The organism is Aminiphilus circumscriptus DSM 16581, from assembly GCF_000526375.1.
GTDB classification, from domain to species: domain Bacteria; phylum Synergistota; class Synergistia; order Synergistales; family Aminiphilaceae; genus Aminiphilus; species Aminiphilus circumscriptus.
Genome location: NZ_JAFY01000005.1, coordinates 163,639 through 178,871 on the forward strand (window position 1 = coordinate 163,639; position 15,233 = coordinate 178,871).

Annotated in this window: 12 protein-coding genes; 1 reads left to right on the plus strand and 11 read right to left on the minus strand. The window is 61.2% G+C overall.

Annotated elements, in window-relative coordinates; genetic code table 11:
* Positions 1–457: 457 nt before the first annotated feature.
* Entirely contained in the window at positions 458–2,569 is a 2,112-nt protein-coding gene (locus K349_RS0107885) for a glutamine synthetase III family protein (RefSeq protein WP_029165308.1), read from the plus strand.
* 310 nt (positions 2,570–2,879) lie between these two features.
* Here the strand turns inward: K349_RS0107885 and K349_RS0107890 are convergent, their stop codons facing one another.
* The 11 genes from K349_RS0107890 to gspL all read right to left on the minus strand — a co-directional run bounded on the left by K349_RS0107890 (position 2,880) and on the right by gspL (position 15,177).
* Positions 2,880–5,633 carry a Synerg-CTERM sorting domain-containing protein gene (locus K349_RS0107890; RefSeq protein WP_084460288.1) on the minus strand — a complete coding sequence of 918 codons (2,754 nt, stop codon included), beginning with the start codon at positions 5,631–5,633 and terminating at the stop codon, positions 2,880–2,882.
* 262 nt (positions 5,634–5,895) lie between these two features.
* On the minus strand, positions 5,896–6,411 hold the full coding sequence (locus K349_RS0107895) for a type II secretion system protein (protein WP_029165310.1): 516 nt from the start codon (positions 6,409–6,411) through the stop codon (positions 5,896–5,898).
* Positions 6,332–6,760, minus strand: a complete 429-nt coding sequence (gspG, locus tag K349_RS0107900) for a type II secretion system major pseudopilin GspG (RefSeq protein ID WP_029165311.1) — start codon at positions 6,758–6,760, stop codon at positions 6,332–6,334. Before gspG ends, K349_RS0107895 begins: the two co-directional genes overlap by 80 nt.
* A 66-nt stretch (positions 6,761–6,826) precedes the next feature.
* Complete coding sequence (locus K349_RS0107905) at positions 6,827–7,978, minus strand: type II secretion system F family protein (protein WP_029165312.1); 1,152 nt, start codon at positions 7,976–7,978, stop codon at positions 6,827–6,829.
* A gap of 5 nt (positions 7,979–7,983) precedes the next feature.
* A complete protein-coding gene (locus K349_RS0107910) occupies positions 7,984–9,540 on the minus strand; it encodes a GspE/PulE family protein (RefSeq protein ID WP_029165313.1) in 1,557 nt (518 codons plus the stop codon).
* Positions 9,537–11,549, minus strand: coding sequence for a type II secretion system secretin GspD (gspD, locus tag K349_RS0107915; RefSeq protein WP_029165314.1), 2,013 nt, complete (start codon positions 11,547–11,549; stop codon positions 9,537–9,539). The genes K349_RS0107910 and gspD overlap by 4 nt, the downstream gene beginning before the upstream one ends.
* A 17-nt stretch (positions 11,550–11,566) precedes the next feature.
* Positions 11,567–11,893 (minus strand): type II secretion system protein, encoded by a 327-nt coding sequence (locus tag K349_RS0107920; RefSeq protein WP_029165315.1) that lies wholly within the window; start codon positions 11,891–11,893, stop codon positions 11,567–11,569.
* A complete protein-coding gene (gspC, locus tag K349_RS0107925; RefSeq protein ID WP_029165316.1) occupies positions 11,890–12,885 on the minus strand; it encodes a type II secretion system protein GspC in 996 nt (331 codons plus the stop codon). Before gspC ends, K349_RS0107920 begins: the two co-directional genes overlap by 4 nt.
* Positions 12,882–13,481, minus strand: a complete 600-nt coding sequence (gene gspN, locus K349_RS0107930; RefSeq protein ID WP_029165317.1) for a type II secretion system protein GspN — start codon at positions 13,479–13,481, stop codon at positions 12,882–12,884. Before gspN ends, gspC begins: the two co-directional genes overlap by 4 nt.
* Complete coding sequence (gspM, locus tag K349_RS0107935; protein ID WP_157367335.1) at positions 13,478–13,972, minus strand: type II secretion system protein GspM; 495 nt, start codon at positions 13,970–13,972, stop codon at positions 13,478–13,480. Before gspM ends, gspN begins: the two co-directional genes overlap by 4 nt.
* Positions 13,969–15,177: a type II secretion system protein GspL gene (gene gspL / locus K349_RS0107940; RefSeq protein WP_029165319.1), complete on the minus strand. Its 1,209-nt coding sequence runs from the start codon at positions 15,175–15,177 to the stop codon at positions 13,969–13,971. Before gspL ends, gspM begins: the two co-directional genes overlap by 4 nt.
* Positions 15,178–15,233 lie beyond the last annotated feature (56 nt).

Here is a 15,233-nt window from a genome sequence, read left to right on the forward strand (position 1 = left end):
TCGCTTTCTGCCGAAGCAAGACCGGCATCGTTTGATTATAGTGGTTGCGTACTGCTTCTCAAACCCGTTTCTTCTCCGGGTTCACCTCCTTCCGGACATTCAGGCAGAAGTCTTGAGGAAGCTCTGAATAAAGACCTTTCGCTTTTCCTTGACTCGGGTCGCATCAGGCTCTGCGAGGCGCCCTGCGGGGCTGACACAGCCTTATTCAGAGACTCCTTGAAAAATATCGCCTCCGTCGTTTCGAACCGAACAAATGTCCTCTTTCGCACCCACCACACACAGAGAAACTCGCTTTCGCATAAAGACGAATGTATACTATTATTTGCTTTTTTCGGACCGATTTATAGCATATTTTCTGGGGTCCTTATTGCAAGCAAGTCAGTTTTATGGTACATTTCCGGCCATTGAGAAAAAGATACGGACACTCACCATCCAGATGATCGAGGGGGTTTTACGGATGAAAGACAAAAGGCCGTCGGAAATGTTCGGAGAACTCGTTTTCTCTCGGCGGGTCATGGCAGGCAGAATACCAAAGGATGTGAACGAAAAACTCCAGGCCGCCATCGAAGGGCGGGAGAAACTCGACAACTCCGTCGCGGGGATCGTCGCCGCCGCGATGAAGGAATGGGCGCTCTCGAAAGGCGCCACCCACTACACGCACTGGTTCCACCCCCGAACGGACCTCACGGCGGAAAAGCACATGGCTTTTCTCAATGTGGACAACGAAGGACTTCCCCTCGAATCCTTCTCGGGAGGCGAACTCATCCAGAGCGAGCCCGACGCCTCCTCTCTCCCCTCGGGGGGAATGCGCTCCACCTTCGAGGCCAGGGGATACACCGCCTGGGATCCCACCAGCCCCGCCTTCGTCGTCGGCAATGGAGACGGCGCCACGCTCTGCATTCCCTCAGTGTTCTTTTCCTATGACGGAACCCCCCTGGACATGAAGACTCCCCTCCTGCGGGCCATCAACGCCATCGAAGAACGGGCGCTTCGCCTGCTTCGGCTCTTCGGCAACCGGGGAGTCAAATGGGTGCACGCCACGGTGGGAGCGGAACAGGAGTTCTTTCTCGTCGACGAGGAACTCGCAAGAAAACGCCCGGATCTGCTTTTCTGCGGCCGCACGCTTTTGGGCAATCTGCCGCCCAAAGGACAACAGATGGAGGATCACTACTTCGGATCCATCCATCCCCGCGTTCTCGCCTGCATGGAAGAGATGGAGGACGAGCTCGCGAGGCTCGGCATCGTCATCCGGACAAGGCACAACGAAGTAGGTCCCGGACAGTTCGAGTTCGCGCCCCAGTTTTCCGAGGCCAATCTCGCCGCCGACCAGAACCAGATCATGATGGACATCATGCGCAAGACAGCTCGCAAGCATGGCTTTCGGCTTCTTCTCCACGAGAAGCCCTTCGCGGGGCTCAACGGAAGCGGCAAACACACGAATTTCTCCCTTCAGGACAGCGAAGGGCGCAATCTTCTGAATCCTTCCGTGAGCAATCAGAAGCGGGGACTCCAGTTCCTCGCCTTCCTGGGGGCACTTCTGCTCGGCGCCTCCAAACACGGCGGTCTTCTCAGGGCTTGCATCGCCTCTCCCGGAAACATGCATCGTCTCGGAGGCAATGAAGCTCCTCCGGCAATCATGAGCGTCTACCTCGGCGATTTTCTGAACCGCCTTCTGGAGGACATCGAAGAAGGTCTGCCCGAATTCGGAAACGTCAAGGGAGAGATCGATCTCGGTCTGAGCAGACTCCCCGCCATCCGTTCCGACAACTCGGACCGCAACCGAACCGCTCCCATCGCCTTCACGGGGAACAAGTTCGAATTCCGCGCCCCCGGCGCACCTCAGTCCCTCGGAGGGCCCCTGACGGCACTCTTCTCCCTCTGGGCATGGGGCATCGAAGAGGTCGCGAATCGGCTCGAAGCGAACCTGAACGCAGGAAAGGAACTTCCCGACGCCGCGCTTGACGTGATCCGCCATGCCGCCGCGACAAGCCGCAACGTGCGTTTCGAAGGAAACTGCTACACCCAGGAATGGGCCGAGGAAGCACAACGCAGGGGACTCCCCGTGGCTCACAGCACTCCCGAAGCGCTGCGCCTCTTCCTCACGCCCGAGAACCGCTCCCTGCTGGCCGATCTCGGCGTCATGAGCGAGCGGGAGATTCACGCCTACTACGAGACGCGACTTCACCAGTTCAACACGACCATGAACATCGACATGGGCGTTCTCGCCTCCATGGTCCGCGAGGGCGTGCTTCCCGCGCTGGCAAAACAGATCGCCCTCGAGGGAAACGCCCTTTCCCACCTTCCCGCCGCTGCGGCGGAAGGCCCCTGCGGTGTCGTCCTCGAAAAACTGGGACGTCTCAAGGCGGATCTCCACGAGGCAGTACAGCGTCTCGAAGCGCTGCAGGCGGACCTGGACACGCTCCCTCTCGAGGAAGAGGCGGAGGGAATGGTCCGCAAGGCACTTCCCCTTCTGGAGGGCATCCGCGGCCTGTGCAACGAAGTGGAGCGCAACGTGGCGCTGGAGTTTTGGCCCTACCCACGCTATCGGGAACTCGCCACCCTCAAATAGCCCAACTTCCCGGACGGCGGGCTTACCCCACCTGTCGTCCACTACCCCCATACCCCACAGCGCAGCGGCAAGGCCGGGCAATTGCCCGGCCTTGCCGCTGCGCTGCGTAGACGACACACACGACTCGCCGTTCTTTCTCCGTTTCTTCAGCCTAATCCACTGGGAGGAAAGAACAGTGAGGAAACACCACCATTCCTCCATGTTCCTCCACCCCACCGGGGAATGAAACGGAATCCCGAAAAAACGGAAGAGCCCCGAAGGGCTCTCCCGTGGTGTTACAAGGTATAACGTGTTGCCGGTTCGCGGACTACTACTTCTTCAGCAGAACCGCGAGAGGCGCCAGAAGCAACAGGGCCAGAGGCGCGAAGCCCGTGTTGCAACCGCTGCTACCGCCGCCACCGCCAGTGGTGGGCGTGGGCGCGTCGGCCAGCTTGCAGACAGCAACCTTGAACTCCACCTTGCCTTCCTCGTCGCTGAGGTCGAAGTCGCCACCGTCGGCGATTTCATACTCGTCAACCGCTGCAAGGGCGAAGTCGCTGGCGGTGGGAAGTTCGAGGGTCTCCCACGTGCCGTCCGTTTTCTGGGCGACAATAAGGTACTCCGAGTAGGCAGTCACTTCGATGATGGCGCCCTTCGTGCTGTCCTCGGGATGTCCAGTAACGGTATCCGCTGCGAGTTCAACGGAGCACACCTTACCCTCGGGGACGAGTTTCTCGGCTTCGGCCTTCTCCTCATCGGAGAGATCTTCCGTCGTGTAACCCTCCTGGAGGTTCTTGTACGCAACACCCTCTTCGGGAGTGGGCGTCACGGTGGGCTCGGAAGCGCACTTCGTCATGAGCGCGAAGGGATCGACGAAGGTGCGATCCGCAACGCCGTCGTAGATCACGAAGTAACCGTTCTTGGCGATGACGGACTCAGAACCGGCAGGTGCGGGACCGTCAACGAGAACGACATAGAAGGAAAGCTCCAGGGTCAGACCCGCATTCCACGCCGCCTTCACAGAGTAGGTCTTGTCCTCCATGGGGAAGAGGCGGAAGAAGTTGTTGATACCCATGGGAGTCCCCGCCGCTTTCGCCTTCTCAACCAGGTCGGTGACGACAGTGCCTGCCCGGTCGGAGAACTTGGCGATCGTGAGAACGTCGAAGAGCTTGTTCACAGGGCCAGCGTCGATGGCGGGCAGCGCGGCAAACGCCTCGGTGATCGCCGTCGCAGTCGCTGCGGACTTCGTCTGAATTTCGTTCTTCGTAAAGACGGCAGCTACCCGGAAGGGAGTGATGACCGTCTTCTCAGGATGCGTGTCGGTAAAGGTGACGGTGATCTCGCCTTCCTTGAAGATGACGTTGTTACAGGGAGGCGTCAGGCCGATGACACAATCCGTCGTCGCCTGGGGCTTGCAGCCCTCTTCACAGATGTCCATCATGTCGGCTACTTCGACACCCAGAGTCTCGGCAACAGCTTCGTACACAGGATCGGACAGCGTCTTTCCGTAGAACGTAAAGTGCTTGTTCTGGCAGGGATCGCTGACGATATTGTTCTCAAGGCACACGGAGTCGTACCAAATCTGGGGCTGCATCTTTGTTTCCTGGCAGAAGTTCGGGGCAACCTGCTCCCAGTCACCAGAGACAACCCAACCGCCGTCTTCAATATTCCCCGCAGGCTTCCACGCCTTATAAATCATGTGCACCGGCAGGAACTCCCCGTCGTCGTCCATGAATGCATCCGCAGGAACACCGAAATAGGTGGCGAACTTGGGAGTGATGTCCTTGCTCAGAGAATGAGCCGTCATCGTCGTTCCCTTGCCATAGAACTTTTCCAGCAAGGAAGCAGGCGCCGAATCCGTGTTGACAACAAACGCGGGGCGATCGATCTTCGTAGACCAAGCCAGCGTGTTGCCGGATGTCTTGTCCTTCCGCGTGTTGCCATACAGGTACTGATAGGGCGTTGCAGTAGCGGAATCAAAATCACCAATCTGCAGATCGTACTTCTTCGCATTATCCCATTCGAAGTAGTTCATCTCGTCCTTCAGGAGGAAGCGGTTCTTGTAACCAGCAGCCGCATCCGTACCTTCGCGAACGAGGGACCAACCGTGATGGGGAAGGCCATCATCGTATACGTCGTTATCCGCCTGCATGTAATAGGTTGTCCGATTCCAGATGGACTCGACGACCCAATCCCGGTTGTACTCCTCTTTCGTGTCGGGATGGACGAACTTCTCCACGACGAAGGGACCGAGATTAAGCACGTGGGTTCCCCACTGAGTCCAATCCTGATAACTCTTCGTCCCCCAGATGATCATGTCGTCGCGATGAGCGAACGTCGCATAGGGGTCATACGTGGAGGGAAGGAACTGCCACGCCTTCTCGATGCCGCAGTCAAGAATGCCGACAAAAAGGTCGAAACTGAAAAGATCCGCGGAGAGAACGGTGGTCTGATCACTGGAGAGCGTGCTCACGTAGACCGTCGTTTTGTAGACGTCGCTGCACTCGACGGGGCAGCACCCCTGCCAATAAACGGCAACATCCGCAGAATCCTGGGACACGATAGACGTAGTGGTCACATAGGGCGTACCGGGCTTCCAAGAGAACTCATCGGCGTATTTGCTCGCGTAGTCCTTCTCTTTTCCGGACACATACGCCTTCTCGAAACGAAGCTGAACACCGTAAATAGGACCCATACTGGCATCAGCACTCACAACAACATTGAACTCCTGGAAGCGACCAGGGTCATTGTTTTTTGTGGTCTGCGTTCCCCGAATCAACATGAAATCAAAGTCCTCATCGGGAGAAACGGCAATAAACTGCGGAGAATCCGCACTCAGATTCACCAGCAGCATCGGCTTCGTGTCGTCGGTATACTTCTCCAATGTCACGAAATTACGCGAGGAGTCATAAGTCCCCACCGTAACATCCGTGTTCCTGCCATTCGTTGCAGGATCCTGATTCACCGCAAAGGGACCGGGCTTCACGTGTGCATCCGGACCATCAAACCATGCAGCGCTTGCGGGTCCGACGAGCAATGCAAGGCAAAGAGCTACTGCCATGAAGATTGCCTGCGTCCTTTTCACTCACTACCACTCCTTCCATGTTCTTGCCCTAAAGACGATTCCGCTGCGTTCCGTAAAACCGCCTTGCCTTACCCAGTTCTTCGCTCCGCACCACCCCCTCGGAAGCTATAAGGCCATTTCCTGCTGTGCTGTCCTGTCCGTTTTCTCTCCACGCAAGCTCCGAGCCTGAGGGAGCGTGGATTTTGCGTGGATTCTACCATCATCCTTTGGGCCGATCAAGCCCGAAAGCACCTCCAGATACTACCTTTTCTTGCGCTTTTCGTCAATTCTTTCCGGTGTTTCCCTCCTGCAACACAAGTCCTGTCACGGCAACGAGCCAGCTTCTTCTTTCCCGATCCTGCCCCCTCTCGATCCGCCAGGGCGAGGCACTTCCGTCCGGGGCGACATAACAGGAGGCGGGCTCCGCCCGCCAATCCGCGCCTTCGGGGATCCACTGCATCGAAAGCGGTCGCCACTCTTCTTCCCTGCCGCTCCCGCCCCCGGCGGAAATCGCCGCCGTGATGCGTCCACTCTCGACGGAAAGCCGCACCACCCGAAATTCGCCGGCGCGGTCCGCCGCCTCCCAGAGCAAGCGCTGCAGCAGGCGGGCGTCCGGTTCGGTACGGGCAAGGACGCGGGGAATCACCACCAGCGCGAGAACCGACAGAATGCCCAGCACCACCGCAAGTTCGAGGAGAGTGAATCCCCGGGACGACAGGTTACCAGTTCGTAATGTCCGCGTTGCTTCCCTCTCCTCCCTCCACGCCGTCGGGCCCCAGGGAGAGCAGGTCGATCTCACCGTGATCACCGGGATTGCGATAGAGGTAGGGATTGCCCCAGGGGTCTACGGGAACCTTCTTGAGATAGCCGCCGGAACGCCAGTTTTTGGGCTCCGGGGCGAGGGTCGGCTTGGTCACAAGGGCGGCGATGCCCTGTTCCGTGGTGGGATAAAAACCGTTGTCGAGACGGAAGAGATCCAGAGCCTGCTCGATCTCCTTGATCTGCACGCTCGCGGCGGTGCGCCGGGCCTGTTCGCCCTGCCCCATCACGCGGGGCACCACCAATGTGGCGAGCAGTCCCAGAATGACCACCACGACCATGACCTCCACCAGGGTGAACCCCGGCCTGCGCGCGCGTCGATGCGCCAAAGCAAAGCACCTCCAAGATAGTGGTCTCGGGGCATTGTACCACAGGAGCGTATCCAATGCCACTCTTCATTTAACAAAGGTGGAAATATCGAAAATAGGAAGCAGAACGGCGACGACGACAAAACCCACCATGCCCCCCATGACAACGACCATAATCGGTTCGAGGAGGTTCGTCAAGCGCTCCATCTGCTCTTCCGCGATCTCCCAGGCGTTCTCTCCCGTGCGGCGCAACGCCTCGGCGAGTTCACCCCCCATTTCGCCCACCCGGACCATGTAGACGACTTCTTCCGCAAAGGCACCGCTCTTCTCGAGCGCCGCGGCAAAACGCAGTCCTCCCTTGACGAGGTCCGCCACGGTGCGCCATCGTTCGCTGTTCCGGTCCATGGAGGCGGCGAGCTGGAGCCCCTGCACGAGGGGAATTCCCGCATCGCACAGCGTCGCCAGATGGGAGAAGACCAGGGAGAGGGCGATACGCTCCTGCAAGCCTCTCAGAAACGGCACGGGAATGCGGGCCAGGCGGCGCCGAAAGAGAAAACCCAAGAGCGCTCCCGCCAGCGCAAGGGGAAGAAACCACTCCCGGGCGAAGCCGGAGATGGCGAGAAGAATCCGCGTGGGCAGGGGAAGGGTCTGTCCGATCTCGGCGAAGAGTTCGGTCATCTTGGGCACCACGTAGGAAAGGAGAAAGGTCACGACGGCCCCGCCCACCAGGAGCATCACCAGCGGATAGGTGAGCGCCCCCCGAACCTTGCGGCGGAGGGAGAGTTCCAGCCGATAGAGCGACGCGGCCTTGTCGAGCACCGTGGGAAGGGCACCCCCGTTCTCGCCGGATTCGACGATGCCCACGAGCCCCTCCCGGAAAACGCCGAGATCGCGCATGCCCGCGGAAACCTTGCGCCCCGCCTGGACGCTCTCCAGCAGCTCGCCGTACACGGCGGCCACGGCCCGGTCCGGAGACTGGCGGGAAAGAAGTTTCAGCGCGTCCGTGAGGGTGAGCCCTCCTTTCAAATAGGAAGCGAGACTCTTGCAGAAGAAGACGTGTCCTTCCAGGGAAAGGCGCCGGAGACGCTTTTTTTTCGTGGCCCGTTCCTGGGCGATGGAGACCACCACAAGCCCCCGCCCCTCGAGCTGGAACACCGCCCCGGCCTGGGAAGAGGCCTCCAGTGTGCCCTGTTTGGACCTGCCGGCGCCGTCGTAGGCGGTGTAGCGAAAGACGGGCACGACGCTCAGCCCTCCCCTGCCACCCGGAGCAGTTCCTCCGGTGTGGTCAGTCCCGCGCTCACCTTGGCGAAGCCCAGTTCCCAGAGAGTGCGCAATCCCTTTTCCCTGGCCAGTGTCCGCAGCGCTCCGCCCGGGCGCGACGCGGCGATGGCCTCCTGCATCTCGCCGTCCACCACGAATTGCTCGTAAAGGCCGACGCGCCCGCGATATCCCGTGTTCCGGCAATGGTCACATCCGTGCCCCCTCCAGGCCTTTTCGAGCCCTCGCCGGGCAAGCAGGGATGGCACGGCGGCCTCCTCGCGGCACTTGGGACAGATGCGCCGCACAAGGCGCTGGGCCACCACCCCGATGAGCGATCCCGAGACCAGGTAGGGCTCGATGCCCATGTCGGTGAGACGCGTGACGGCGCTGGTGCTGTCGTTGGTGTGCAGTGTGGAGAGCACCAGGTGTCCCGTGAGGGATGCCTGGACGCCGATGTGGGCGGTCTCGAAATCCCGCATCTCTCCCACCATGACGATATCCGGGTCCTGGCGCAGAATGGAGCGCAGCGCCGAGGCAAAGGTGACTCCCGCCTTCTCGTTGACCTGGATCTGGGCCACGCCGGGGAGATCGTACTCCACGGGGTCCTCCACGGTGATGACGTTCACCTCGGGACGGGCCAGGGTCCGGAGCATGGCGTAGAGCGTGGTGGTCTTTCCCGACCCCGTGGGGCCGGTGAGGAGGATCATGCCGTAGGGGCGGGCGATGAGCGATTCCAGAGAGGTGCGTTCTTCCTCCGCCATGCCGAGATCCTCCAGGGAGAGAAGCCCCTGGGCCTTGTCGAGGATGCGGAGAGCCAGGCGTTCCCCGTGCTGGGTAGGGACACTTCCCACGCGGATGTCCACGTCCCTGTCTCCCAGAGAGATGCCGATGCGCCCGTCCTGGGGAACAAAGCGCTCGGCGATGTCCATGCGGGCCATGACCTTGATCCGGCTCGTCAGGGGAGCCTGATGCCCCTTGGGAAGGCGGAGTTTTTCCAGGAGCACTCCGTCGATGCGGTAGCGGATGACCAGACTGTCCTCAAAGGGTTCGATATGGATGTCCGTGGCCCTTTCGCGGATCGCCTCCTGGATCACGCCGTTCACGAGCCGGATGACCGGCGCGTCCACGGAATCGGAGAGCACGTCCTCCCGGACGAGGTCCGACAGATCCTCCACGGCCTCGATGGCGCCGGTGGTCTCCTCGCCGAGGGAACTCCGCATGTCGTAGAGCGCCCGGATCAGCTCGGCGATGCGTTCCTGGGGGTGAAGTTCCACCTCCACGGAGCGGTTGAGGAACGCCCCGAGGATCTGGGCCGTGGCGTACTGCTCCAGCGAGGAGATGGCCACGACGAGAAGATCTCCGGAGGTGCGGATGGGCAAAATACCGAACTGGCGAAGCGAATCCAGGCTCAAAGACGGCGGCAGCAGCGCCCGGATCTGCTCTGGCCCGGGAAGGGACATCGGTGCGGAGGACGCGGCCGACGCACCTTCCGCCGTTACGGCGCGTTTCTCTTGCGAAAAGGTTTTCGTCGTCTCCGTCACTGCTTCTTCACCGCTTCCCGATAGAGCTGTTCGAACCGTTTCTGCACCGCATCCTCGTGGGGAGAGAGCTGCAGGTCCCCCGATTCGGCCACTTCCCGGGTGATAGTGCTCAGTTCGCCGGGCTCCTCCACGATGTAGGGGGTGAGAAAGACCATGAGATCCACCTTTTCCTTCTGCTTCACCGTGCGCTGAAAGAGATTACCGACCAGCGGAATGTAGGATAGGCCGGGAACGCGCTGGCGCAGCGATTTCTCCGCCTCCTTCATCAATCCGCCCAGGATGACCGTCTGCCCGTCCTCCACGGTGATGGAGGTCTTGATCTCCCGTTTGGTCGTCACGGGACGCTCCGAGGCCATGGAGGTGAGCACGTCCTCCACGATCTGCTCGATTTCGAGCACCACCAGGTTGTTGCTTCGGACTCTGGGCGTGACCTTCAGGATAAGCCCCGTGTCCTTGTACTCGTAGCTGTTCTGCACCGCCGACGGATTGGAGGTGTCGGAGGTCTTGGATTTGAGCTGGGGGATGACCTGTCCCACCTGCAGGGAGGCGGGAACACTGTCGGTGCACAGCACCCGAGGCATGGAGAGAACATTGATGGCGTCGAACTTCTTGAGGAGATTCACGTAGGCGAAGACGAGCCCCTTGCCCTCGTAGGAGGTGATCACATGATCGTTGCCGCTGCTGTCGGTGTAGATACTCTCCACCTTGGTGAGGTTCTGGAACCACTCCAGGAAGGTGTCCGGAATGGCCGTCTCGCCCATGCTGAGCTGTCCGCCGAGAATGGCGTCTCCCGTGACGGAGCCGCCCCAGGTAGCCCAGTCAACGCCGGCGTTGTCCAGCTTGGTCATGTTCACCTCCGCCACGAGACCGCGGATGAGCACCTGCTTGGGACGCCGGTCGAGCTGGTCCAGAATTTTCACGATGGATTCGTACCGCTGGGAGGATGCGGCAAAGATGACCGTGTTGTTGGGCTCGTCCGCCACGGCCACGGTGGGAAGCTTGCCCTGCTGGTCCGCCTGCATGCCCGCGGCCATGGCGAGGAGCTGACTGAGTTTCTCCGCCACGTCCTTGGCTCCGGCGTTCCGGAGCTGGTACACGTGGAACTCGCCTTCCACACTGGGCACGTCGAGACGGGCCACAAGGTCGTCAAGCTCCTTCGCTCCCTTGGGATCGTGGACCACGACGAGGGTTTTTCGGGCATCGTCCGCCACGGCCACCACGCCGAAGAGAGCGGAATTGGCCTGCTGGGAGAGGGTGTTCAGGTAATTGACGAGCGTGCTGGGAGGAATGTGCCCCAAGGAAATCACCCGGGTGATTCGGGAGCTGTCCGCGACATCGAGCGCATGAATGATGCCGATGGCTTTCTGCACGTCCGTGGCACGCCCCACGAGCACGATGCCCGTGCCGGAATCGAGGGGCGTCACGGTGACGGTGGGGATATTGGGCTGAATGGCCTTGAGGACGAACCCCGCCGAGACATAGTCGAGGGGAACCACCTGGGTGACGCTCTGTTCTCCTAGGCCGGGACCGACCCGCCCCTTGCGGACGACGGGATCCGCCGTGGCACCTGCCTTCTGAGAGCTGGCCACCCTCGTATACCCCGGCTGAGGAACGAGGGACAAGCCGTACATCTCCAAAACGGAGATCATCACCTGCCGCGCTTCCTTGAGAGAGACGGGGCGCTGGGAGAGAAGCGTGACGTTCCCCTTGAGGTTGGGGTCCACGACGATGTTCTCCTCCAGAAGCTCCGACATGAACCGGAGAAACTTCACCAATTCCAGATCCTTGAAGTTGAACTGCACCCGGCCGCTTTCCCGCATCATTCGCGCCGCCTCGACAAGGTTCAGCTCGTCCTGGGGGTTGGCGCCGTTTCCGTTCGGCGCGGGCTGGGTCGCCTGTGCGAAGGCACCGCTGAAACAAAGCATGGACAGCACCCCCGCCAGAAGCACCCCCGCGACGATGCGGCGCAGCAGGTCTTTCGTGTCGCAATGTCTCTCTCGGTTCGTCATTGTTTTCCCCCCGCTGGTTACGGCAGATAGAACAGAACGGATCTGTCCTTGTAGGTCACGTAAAGCTTTCGGAACTGAATCGTCGTCAGGTCGTTCATCACGCTCTGGTCAACCTTCTCGATCCGCCAGGAAAGGTCGCCGCTGACGCTCTCGTCGGGGACGCTCGCACCGCCCAAGAAAAGGATCTGGAGCGCCCTGGCCTGGTCGAGAAGTTCCCGCTGGAACACCACCTCCGCGATGGCCTTCTGGGAGATCATGGCGAGGCGGAGGGCTCCCGTGGCGGCGAGCCCCAGGATGGTCACCGCGACAAGGACCTCCAGCAGCGTGAACCCCCTCCGTCTCATCGGACCACGTAGTTGAGCTGCACCGGCTCGTCCTTGCGGACCACGCTCACCTCGAACCGCTCGCCTCCCATGAGGGAATTGATGGCGTTGGCCACGTCGCCCATGTTGCTGATGGGAATGCCGTTCACTCCCTGAATGACGTCACCGGGGCGAACCCCCAGGGCAAAGAGGATGCTGTTCTTCTCGATGTTCCGGACCTCTATCCCCGCGGCGACGCCGTCGGTGATCTTCGGAACCAGCCGGACCTTCTTCAATTCGTCGAAAGGGTTGAGCAGAAGCTCGTTCACCGTATCCCGGGCGATGACTCCCTCCTGCCCCGGCGCGGCGGGCGTGAGGTTTTCCGCAGCGGAAGAGGATTCCGCCGGAGGAGGCGTCGGAGTGTCCGCCGCCCGCTCTTTCGATGTCGGCTTAGCGGGAATCTGCCCACCCCCGTCGAGCACGCGAAAGAAGAGTTCGTGTTCCTCCTCGCCTGCGGCAAGCAGAACGCTGTTCTTGGCGACGCGCCGCAGAAGCCATCCCTCCACGCGCTGTCCCTGAAGCACGAGGGACGTTCCTCCGGGACCGGCGAGCCAGGCCGCCACGGGAGGCATGGTCCCGACAAGAGAAAGTTTCCCGATGTCCGCGACCGGCGCCGCTTCCTTCTCCACGGGCGTTTCCGGCGACGTCCCTTTGTCCTCGGAAAGCGCACAGCCTGAAGCGACACCGAAGGGAGAGCGGGCGACGAAGAGGCGCATTCCTTCCGGAACGGAAACAACGCCACTTCCGGGGGCCGATGCCGAAGCGGCACGGATCACCGTGGCTATGCGGCTTTCCATCACCTGGTGCTGCAGAAAGAGCCCCAGCAGGGTAGCGCAAAACCAACCGATGATCCAGGCGCAGAGCACCCCCAGCACCCAGGGCAGAGTTTTTTCCAGAATGCCCACGGTACGGGGGGAGACGACGAGATCTCCGCCACCGAAGGAAAGAAACCGATCCCGCAGCAGGGCCTTCATCGGCGCACCCTCCATTCTCCCGCCGAGCCATCCCGGGCAAGGGGAAGAATCGACGTGAGCGCATTCAGGGCGGAATCCAGCTCCGCCGGAACCTTGAGGCGCAGATCCGCCCCGGTGATTTTTGCCGTCGCGGGAGAAACGGCAATGTACCCGGAGGCCGCGAAATCACCCTTGATGTCCACTTGCTCCAGCGCAATCCCACCACTTCCCGCGACAAGGCGGAAAGAACCGCCGCGCCAGGAGGCCCCTTTGCCGCCGAGCATGCGCATGTCACCTCCCGAAAGAGAGACGGCACAGACACCCCGCCGCTCCAGGAGCGACGCCATTGGGTGAGGCGTCACGTCCAGCCTTCCCTCACGAAGAGTCAGGAGCGGCGATGCAAGGGAAAGGTTGACGAAGGTGAAGCGAGGGAACATTCTTCCCTCCACGGCAATATCGTCGTAAAGAAGCGCGAACCCCTGTTCGGCCAACCGAGGCGCGGTACGAGCCAGGGCATATCGGGCCGCTCCCTCCCAGGGGAAGTGCACCCAGAGAGCGAGGAGAACGACGAGAAACAAAACCGCCCCGTAAAGAACGGAAGAGAGCCGACGGGTCATTGCCCCACCCCCACGAGCAGGGAAAGAAGATAGAGCTTCTCCCCTCCGGAGGGAAGCACTTTCAGTTCCGCGGAGCGAACGGAGAATCCTTCCGCGCCGAGTTCCTGGAGCAGACGTCCCAGCTCTTCCCCGTAAAGGCGTTCCACCTGCACGGCGATGCCCGTTCCGGAGGAGGCGAACTGAGCGACGCGATCCCGCAGGGCAAGGCGGTCGAGCATCCGGGAGAGCACCCCCAGGGCATCCACGGCGGAAAGCTCCTTTGTCTCCTCTTTACGAGGAAGGGCCTGATACTGGGAAAGCGTGCGCATGAGTTGAAGAAAACGCCCCTCCTGCACCGCCACACGGGCATCCACGCTCCTTGCGTCGGCACGCCACAGAAACCCGGCGCTCCACACGAGAAGACAGAGAAGGGCAAGCAACAGGGAAACACGGGAATCTTTGAACCCCTCGCCGAACCGGGCCGGAAGATTCCCGAAGCTCATCCCCTTCATGATGTGGACCACCTCACTGTCATGGTGAAACGAAGACCGCCTCCCGGCGCCTGGGAAATGTCCCCGAGTTGTGCCTCCATCCTCGACGAGGCGTTCTTCGCACCGAGGAGGGCACACTGCCGCTGAAAGGCCTGAATCGCCTCCACCGTCGCGGCGGAACCGATGATCTCCGCTCCGTCTTCTCCGTAACGCAACGTCTCGAGAAGGATGTCCTTTCCTTCCGTCGCCTCCCAGGCCTCGCCGAGGAGGGCGATGAGATCCGCCAACTGCACGCTCTTCCCCGTTCCCTGGGCCTGCATGAGCCGGGCTCTTGCCTGGCTGAGCGGATCGTTCACGGGACCGTCTCCGAAAACAGAGCGGTAGGCTGTAACGGCGCTGGTACGGAGCCTGTCGAGATAGAGTTCTCCCTCCCGCAGGGAAAGCCTGGCTCCGGCGGCGAAGAGGAGCCCCAGGAGGGTCGCCGCGAGCAGCGCCCGTCTCCAGAGAACCAGCAGACGATCCGTGACGAGGGCCGCATCGACTCCTCGAGAGGACACACTGAACTCCGCCAGGGACGGAAACGCCGCGAGAGTGCGTTCCGCGGCGGCGAAAAGGGCACCCGCCGCTTCCTCCGGCTGTTCCTGGGCGTCGAAACGGATCAGTCGCGGTATCTCGCGCCCTGCGGCACCGCAGTACTTCCGGAGCCACTCCTCTTCTTCATTCGGGGTGTGCCCTTCCCGGGGACGCCAGCGATAGAGAACGGGAATTCCTTCCTGAAAGAGGAGAGAACAGAGGTTTTCCTCGTCGGCCCATACCACGGCGCCGTCCTCTCCCGCATCGGCGGCGAAGGCGAGGGGAACGGGCCAGACCGTGACGGACTGGTTCCGGTCAACCCGTTCTCCGAGACGCACGAAATCCTTTCGGGAAAGAATCCACGCCACACCGCGAGCCCCCTTCCCGCCTCCCTCGACAACGAGGGGAAGGATTTCCACGTCACCGAGCCCACTCCGGAGAGGCTGCACCTGAAGGCGCAGCGCCTCGCGGATTCGCGTCACATTTGAAAAGGGAAAGGCGAAAGGACGCAGCGACAGGGTCTGCATTCCCGAGACGAGAAGCAGTGTGGGACGGGACAGATCGGGCTCCGATACGGCACGGAAGCGCCCACCTTCGGGAAGAAGGTAGCCTTTTCCCGTTCGGAGACAAGGTATCAGGGCACGTCGCTTCATAGAGCGCTCTTCCTTCCCTCGATCATTGGTCTCTTTCGTTTCCTCCTCCGCCCGAG

Bases quoted from the DNA above. Each gene is read 5' to 3' on its own strand.
- K349_RS0107885 (WP_029165308.1), top strand. From the start codon at position 458: ATGAAAGACAAAAGGCCGTCGGAAATGTTCGGAGAACTCGTTTTCTCT.
- gspD (WP_029165314.1), bottom strand. From the start codon at position 11,549: ATGACGAACCGAGAGAGACATTGCGACACGAAAGACCTGCTGCGCCGC.
- K349_RS0107920 (WP_029165315.1), bottom strand. From the start codon at position 11,893: ATGAGACGGAGGGGGTTCACGCTGCTGGAGGTCCTTGTCGCGGTGACC.
- gspC (WP_029165316.1), bottom strand. From the start codon at position 12,885: ATGAAGGCCCTGCTGCGGGATCGGTTTCTTTCCTTCGGTGGCGGAGAT.
- gspN (WP_029165317.1), bottom strand. From the start codon at position 13,481: ATGACCCGTCGGCTCTCTTCCGTTCTTTACGGGGCGGTTTTGTTTCTC.
- gspM (WP_157367335.1), bottom strand. From the start codon at position 13,972: ATGAAGGGGATGAGCTTCGGGAATCTTCCGGCCCGGTTCGGCGAGGGG.
- gspL (WP_029165319.1), bottom strand. From the start codon at position 15,177: ATGAAGCGACGTGCCCTGATACCTTGTCTCCGAACGGGAAAAGGCTAC.